This is a genomic window from Streptomyces sp. NRRL S-378 (genome assembly GCF_000720645.1).
GTDB lineage: Bacteria > Actinomycetota > Actinomycetes > Streptomycetales > Streptomycetaceae > Streptomyces.
This window is the reverse complement of the sequence record NZ_JOBX01000037.1, coordinates 61,648-67,678: the sequence shown is the minus strand read 5'-3', so window position 1 is coordinate 67,678 and position 6,031 is coordinate 61,648. Positions and strand designations below refer to the sequence as shown.

At 77.0% G+C, this 6,031-nt stretch carries 5 protein-coding genes and 1 tRNA gene; 3 read left to right on the top strand and 3 right to left on the bottom strand.

What is annotated here, in order from left to right:
- Positions 1–124 precede the first annotated feature (124 nt).
- Positions 125–643 carry a GNAT family N-acetyltransferase gene (locus IH80_RS0124485; protein WP_051809877.1) on the top strand — a complete coding sequence of 173 codons (519 nt, stop codon included), beginning with the start codon at positions 125–127 and terminating at the stop codon, positions 641–643.
- Here IH80_RS0124485 and IH80_RS0124480 read toward each other — a convergent pair.
- Both IH80_RS0124480 and IH80_RS0124475 read right to left on the bottom strand, forming a co-directional pair.
- The gene (locus IH80_RS0124480; RefSeq protein WP_234432372.1) at positions 585–1,829 is read right to left on the bottom strand and encodes a hypothetical protein; all 1,245 of its coding nucleotides are present in this window, start codon (positions 1,827–1,829) and stop codon (positions 585–587) included. The genes IH80_RS0124485 and IH80_RS0124480 overlap by 59 nt on opposite strands.
- Positions 1,829–2,443 carry a DUF4365 domain-containing protein gene (locus IH80_RS0124475; protein WP_030963318.1) on the bottom strand — a complete coding sequence of 205 codons (615 nt, stop codon included), beginning with the start codon at positions 2,441–2,443 and terminating at the stop codon, positions 1,829–1,831. The genes IH80_RS0124480 and IH80_RS0124475 overlap by 1 nt, the downstream gene beginning before the upstream one ends.
- 222 nt (positions 2,444–2,665) lie before the next feature.
- On the opposite strand from IH80_RS0124475, the gene IH80_RS0124470 reads away from it, so the two are divergent.
- Positions 2,666–3,391 (top strand): 3'-5' exonuclease, encoded by a 726-nt coding sequence (locus tag IH80_RS0124470; RefSeq protein ID WP_030963316.1) that lies wholly within the window; start codon positions 2,666–2,668, stop codon positions 3,389–3,391.
- A 61-nt stretch (positions 3,392–3,452) separates the two neighbouring features.
- On the opposite strand, the gene IH80_RS0124465 is transcribed toward IH80_RS0124470, so the two are convergent.
- Positions 3,453–3,524: transfer RNA gene (locus IH80_RS0124465), tRNA-Val, on the bottom strand.
- A gap of 139 nt (positions 3,525–3,663) precedes the next feature.
- On the opposite strand from IH80_RS0124465, the gene IH80_RS0124460 reads away from it, so the two are divergent.
- Positions 3,664–6,006, top strand: coding sequence for an SCO7613 C-terminal domain-containing membrane protein (locus IH80_RS0124460; protein WP_030963315.1), 2,343 nt, complete (start codon positions 3,664–3,666; stop codon positions 6,004–6,006).
- Positions 6,007–6,031: the final 25 nt, after the last annotated feature.

Genomic DNA, 6,031 nt, shown 5'->3' with positions numbered 1-6,031 from the left:
GCGCCACCGAGCCCCGGCCCCCGCCCCGGTCCCGGCCCCGGCCCCGGCCCCGGTGGTAATTCGCCGGCGCCCGCGGAGGGCCCCGGTAGCGTGAGGGGCCGCCCCAGCCCCCGGAGGGACCCGTATGCCGAGCCCGCAGATCCGTTCCCTGGACCTGAGCGACGACGCCACCGCCGCCGCCGTGCACCGGATCGGCCGGGCCGCGTACACCGTCGAGGCGGAGCTGATCGGCTTCGACGGGATCCCCGCCCTGCGCGAGAGCCTCGCCGAGATGCGCGCGCAGGCACTGCACTGGGTCGGGGCCGTCGCCGAGGACGGGGAGCTGGCCGGGTTCCTCGCCTGGGAGGAGGAGCCGAACGACGGCACCGGCATCGGCATCGACCGGCTCTGCGTGGCCCCCGCCTTCTTCCGCCGGGGCATCGCCTCCCTGCTGCTGCGCCACGCCCTGGCCGAGCTCTTCCCCGGTCGCCCGGTCCAGGTGACCACCGGAGCCGCCAACACCCCGGCCGTCCGCCTCTACGAGGCGCTGGGCTTCGCCCGGGGCCCGGACTTCTCCCCCGCCCCGGGTCTGGTCATGGCCTCCTTCAGTCGTCCGACGGCAGCACGTCCGCAGGGTCCAGGGACTCGTCCAGGGTCTTCATGAGGCGGTCCCGCTCGACCTCGTCCAGCGGGACGGGACTCACGTCCGTGGCATCGGTGAGCCGGCGGAAGCCGCCCCGGCGCTGCAGCAGTCCGCTGATCCGGATCGGCAGGCCCACCAGGTGCGCGTGGCCGGCCACCCGGTACGCCTCCTCGTCGAGCGCGGCGCGTACGTACGGGACCTCCGCCCCGGCCAGGACCCGCAGCCGCACCGTGCCCCCTCCGCCCGGGGCGGAGCGCCGCATCCGGACCACCGCCCCCGCGACGCGGACCTGCACGGCCGGCTCGTCGCGGGTGTAGCGCGCGGCCGCCTCCCGCAGCACCGGCAGGTCGCCCGGGGAGAACTCCACCGGCTCCGGCCGGGCCGCGCAGCCCGCCGGGACCCCGGCCGCCGGCGCCCAGGCGAGTGCGACGCGGGCGCCCTCCGAGCCCCGCACCAGCGCGATCAGCGCCTCGGCGAGCTCCCGGCTGACCCCTGCCGCGACGGCGGCGTCGAAGGCCTCCATCCCGCCGGTGGCCCGCTGGTAGTCCACGGCCTCGCGGGCCGCGTGCAGCGCGTGGTGCAACCGCGTCACGGTGCCCCGCCCGCCGTCCACCGGCACGTACGCGCTCAGCCGCCGACCGCCCGGCTGCGGCCCCACCAGGACCGTGTCCAGGGCCCGTTCGGCCTGCGCACGATGGCGGGCGCCGTAGTAGCCGGCCCTCGCCCGCGCCGCGAGCGCCCCCGCCAGCAGCAGCTGCCGGGCGGCCGAGCGCAGTTGCTCCTGCACCGTCCAGGCCGCCTCGCCGCCCAGCCCGTACGCCCCCGGCGGGACCTCCCGCTCCCAGCGGACCTCGTCACTGGGCACGCTCAGCCCGTAGAGCACCTCCCGCGCCGACGGGAGCGTGCTGCGCGACAGCGCGGTCAGCGCCTCCTCCAGCAGGTCGGCGCAGTCGGGGAAGGCCCGGTTCTCGGGGACGAGCACGCTGGTGCCGCCGTGCCCGGGCGGTGTCCAGCGCCCGTACCGTCCGGCGGCGCCGCCCCGGCGCAGCCAGCCGTGCCGGTGCAGCAGCGCGCCGAGCACGGCGGGGTCGACCTGTCCGGGATCGGGCGCGGCGGAGCGCGGGAAGCCCGGGAAGTCGGGGAAGTGCCCGTGGTTCCCGTGGTCCGGGGGCAACAGCGGTTCGAGGTTCGGCGGGTGCCGGTGCATCAGGGTGTCCCTCCCGACCCGACCCGGGTCATGATCTCGCACAGCGCCCGGTCGTCGAAGATCCGCGCAGTGGGGATCCGTACGGTGGTCCGGCGCCGGCCGGTCACGGGGTGTCCGGCGAGATTGGTCCAGTAGCAGCAGTGCCGCAGGTCGAGCCGGTCGTGTCCGGCGGCGAGCCACTGGTCGCGCTCCCGCGGGACGAGCATCACGACGAGGATCTTGTGGACGGCGACCGGGGTGCGGGCCAGCTTCACGAGGTGCTCGTTGTCGAGGGTGAAGGCGAAGGTGGGTCCGGGCGGCCGGGGCGGTACCTGGTAGGTCGCCTTCAACTGCACCTTGACGGTGACCTCGTCGTCGACGACGTGCTCGGGGGCGCCGTGGCTGACGTGCCAGTCGACGCCGTTGTCGGGGAAGGGCTGGGACAGCGAGCAGCCGGCCGCGGCGGCGACGGCGTGCAGGTATCCCACCTGGAGGGTCTCCATGCATGCGGTGGTGGCGAGTGTGCCGCGCAGCGGTACGGCCCGCGTCCCGTCCGGTGCGCCCGCACCGGTACCGGTCCGCGGATCGATCTGCCCCGCCAGCACCCCGCCCGGTTCGGGCTGTGCGAGCGCCATGACCGGCTCCCCATGCCTTCCGGGCTCTGCTCTGGGTGGTGGGTGGGGTGACGACCGGTCATGTGTACGGTCCCCCATGGTTGTTGTCTCCGCACCCGGGTCGCCGCAAACGGCGTACGGAACAAACAGCCCGGGTATCACCGATTCGGGCAGGGGCGGCACGTTCCGAGGCGGCGGCGCCCGGCTGCACCCCAACTGCCGACCGGGGACGAGGAGTTCGCCATGACACGCTGGTATGAGGGCCCGCTGGCCGCATTCGACACGGAGACCACCGGGGTGGACGTGGAGCAGGACCGGATCGTGTCCGCCGCGCTCATCGTGCAGGAGTGCGCGGGCGGCCGGGTCCGCACGACGCGCTGGCTGGTCAATCCCGGCGTTCCGGTTCCCCCGGGCGCGACGGAAGTGCACGGCCTCACCGACGAGCACCTGCAGCGCCACGGGCGCTGGCCGGCGCCGGTGGTGGAGGAGATAGCCCGTGCGCTCGGGGAGCAGCAGGTCGCGGGCCGGCCGGTGGTGGTGATGAACGCGCCGTTCGACCTGACCCTGCTGGACCGGGAGTTGCGCCGGCACCGCGCGTCGTCGTTGTCGCGGTACCTGGACAACCGGCCGCTGACGGTGCTGGATCCGCGGGTGCTGGACAAGCATCTGGACCGGTACCGCAAGGGCCGCCGGACGCTGACGGACCTGTGCGCGCACTACGGGATCGACCTGGAGGGCGCGCACGACGCGGCGGCGGACGCCATGGCCTCGCTGGAGCTCGTACGGGCGGTGGGCCGCCGGTTCGCCTCGCGGCTGGAGCGGCTGACGCCGGCCGAACTGCACACGCTCCAGGCGGTGTGGCACGCGGCGCAGGCGCGCGGGCTGCAGGCGTGGTTCGCGCGGCAGGGGACCCCGGAGGCGGTGGACCCGCACTGGCCGCTGCGGCCGGACCTGTCGGCGGCCGCGTAGGACGGCACGGCCCCGGACATGCGGAAGGCCGGTCCGTCGTCGACGGACCGGCCTGACCCGGTGGGCGATACTGGGATCGAACCAGTGACCCCTTCGGTGTGAACGAAGTGCTCTCCCGCTGAGCTAATCGCCCGGGAACGCACTGAACAATACAGAAGCCTCGGGGCTGGTTCAAACCGCTTCCCCCGCCGGGCCCCGCCCGGGGGTACTCAGTACGTACTTGAGTACCCCCGCCCATGTCCTGACCGGGTGACGGGGGCCACACTCCGCATATGAACTCGCCTCTGCCGCCGGCCGAAGAGCTGGCGCTCATCGACCGTGAGCTGGCCCAACTCGATGCCCGGCGCCTGTACTTGCTGGGCCGCCGGGACTGGCTGCTGCGTCTGCTCCAGCAGCCGGGTGCGGTGCCGGTCGGCTGGGGACCCGCCGCGTCCGGCCCGCCCGCCTGGTCCGCGGGGCCCCCGAAGGAGGCTTCGGCCCCCAGCGCGCAGAACGTGCTCCTCACGCTGGGCGCGGTGCTGCTGGCCGTGGCCGCGCTGGCGTTCACGCTGGTCAGCTGGGGATCCATGGGGATCGCCGGGCGCTCGGCGGTGCTGGGTGTGGTGACGGCGGCGGCGTTGGCCGCCCCCGTGGTGCTGCTGCGCCGCGGGCTGCGGTCGACGGCGGAGTCGGTGGCCGCGGTGGGTCTGCTGCTGACGGTGCTGGACGCGTACGCGCTGTACGCGGTCGGCATGCCGGACACGGACGGCACCGGGTACGCGGCCGGCGCGGCGGCGGTGCTGGCCGCGGTGTGGGCCGGGTACGGGTCGGCGCTGCGCACGCTGCGGCTCCCGCTGCCGGCGGCGGTGGTCGCGGCGCAGCTGCCGCTGCCGCTGGCGGCGGTCGCCGGGGAGGCGGGCCCGCTGGGGCTCGGCTGGGCGCTGCTGGTGACGGCGGCGCTGGACGCGGCGCTGGCGCTGCGGGTCCGCGCGGCGGCAGTCCCGGCGGCCGTGCTGGGCTCGGCGGCGCTGCTCGTCGGGGCGGCCCGGTCGTGGTCGGCGGACTCGGCGGCGCAGGCCCTGGCGCCGGCGGCGCTGCTGCTGGCGGGTGCGGCGCTGGGTACGGCGGCGGCGTGGCGTGAGCCGCGCGCCCGGGCGGCGGCGCCGGTGGGTGCCGTGGCGGCGGTGGTGGCGGTGGCCGGCGTGGCCCGGCCGGAGCTCGAGCCGGGCTGGGCGGTGGTGGCGCATCTGCTGGTGGGTCTGCCGCTGCTGGCGGCGCTACGGGTGCCCGCGCTGCCGGAGGCGGTCCGGCGCGGGTCGGTCCTGGCCGGTGCGGTGGTGGGCGCCCTGGGTGCGCTGGCGGCGGGTGCGGCGGCGGTGCCGGTGCTGGTGGCGCGGCTGCGGGTGCTGGAGGAGGTGTGGGCGGCGACCGCCCCGGTGGCGGATCCGTACGGTCCGGGGGCGTCGGCCGCGGTCGCGCTGCTGATGACGGCGGGGGCGGCCTGGTGGCTGGCGCGGGTGTCGGCGCGGCCCGAGTCCGGCGTGGTGGCGGTGGTCCTGGCCTGGGCGGGGCTGTTCACGGCGCCGGTGCTGCTGGGGTTGCCGGTGGCGGTGGTGTTCGCCGTGCAGCTCGCGGTGACGGGGGCGGCGGGGGTCCTGGCCGTGCGCTCCCCGTCGAGGGGTGCCCGGATCGCCGCGGCGGCGTGCACGCTGGCGGGGGCCGCGAACGTGTCCCTGGGGGCGCTGGACGGCCGCGCGGCGACCTTCGCGGTGTGGGGGCTGCTGGGCGCGGGCTGCGCCGCGGGAGCGGCGTACGAGCCCGCGGCGCGGTGGGTCCGGTCGGGGGCGGCCGTGTACGCGGTCGGCTGTGCGACGGGGCTGCTGGTGGCCGTGGCCGCGGTGTCGGACCTGGCGGTGGTCTGGTGGGCGCTGCCGGTCCTCGCGGTGCCGGCGTCGGTGGCGGCTCTCGGGCCGCGGCTGGGCGCCGTACGACTGCCGGCGGAGATCGCGGCGGCGGTGTCGGGTGTCCTGGCGCTGGTCCTGGCCGCGGGGCGGCCGGGGACGCTGGCCCTGTCCCTGGCGCTGGCCGGGGTGGTCTGCGCGGGCGCCGCGGTGCGGCCGGAGCGGCGGGTGCTGGGCTGGGCGGCGGGGGCGCTGTTCGTGGCGGCGACGTGGGTGCGGCTGGCGGAGGCGGGCGTGACGGCGCCGGAGGCCTACACCCTGCCGGTCACGCTGCCCGCCCTCGCGGTGGGCTTCCTGCGGCGGCGCCGGGACGCGCAGGCCTCGTCGTGGACGGCGTACGGACCGGGTCTGGCGGCGACGCTGGTGCCGAGCCTGCTGGCGGCCTGGGGGGACACGGGCTGGGTGCGCCCGCTGGTGCTGGGTGCGGCGGCGCTGGCGGTGACCCTGGCGGGTGCGCACCGGCGGCTGCAGGCCCCGCTCCTGCTGGGCGGCGCGGTAGTGGCGGCGGTGGCGGTGCACGAGCTGGCGCCGTACGTGGTGCAGGTCGCGGGGGCGCTGCCGCGCTGGGTGCCGCCGGCCCTGGCGGGCGTGCTGCTGCTGGTGGTGGGGGCGACGTACGAGAAGCGCCTGCGGGACGCCCGCAGGCTGCGGGCCGCGATCGGGCGGCTGCGGTAGGGCGGGAACGCCAGAGGCCCGGAGA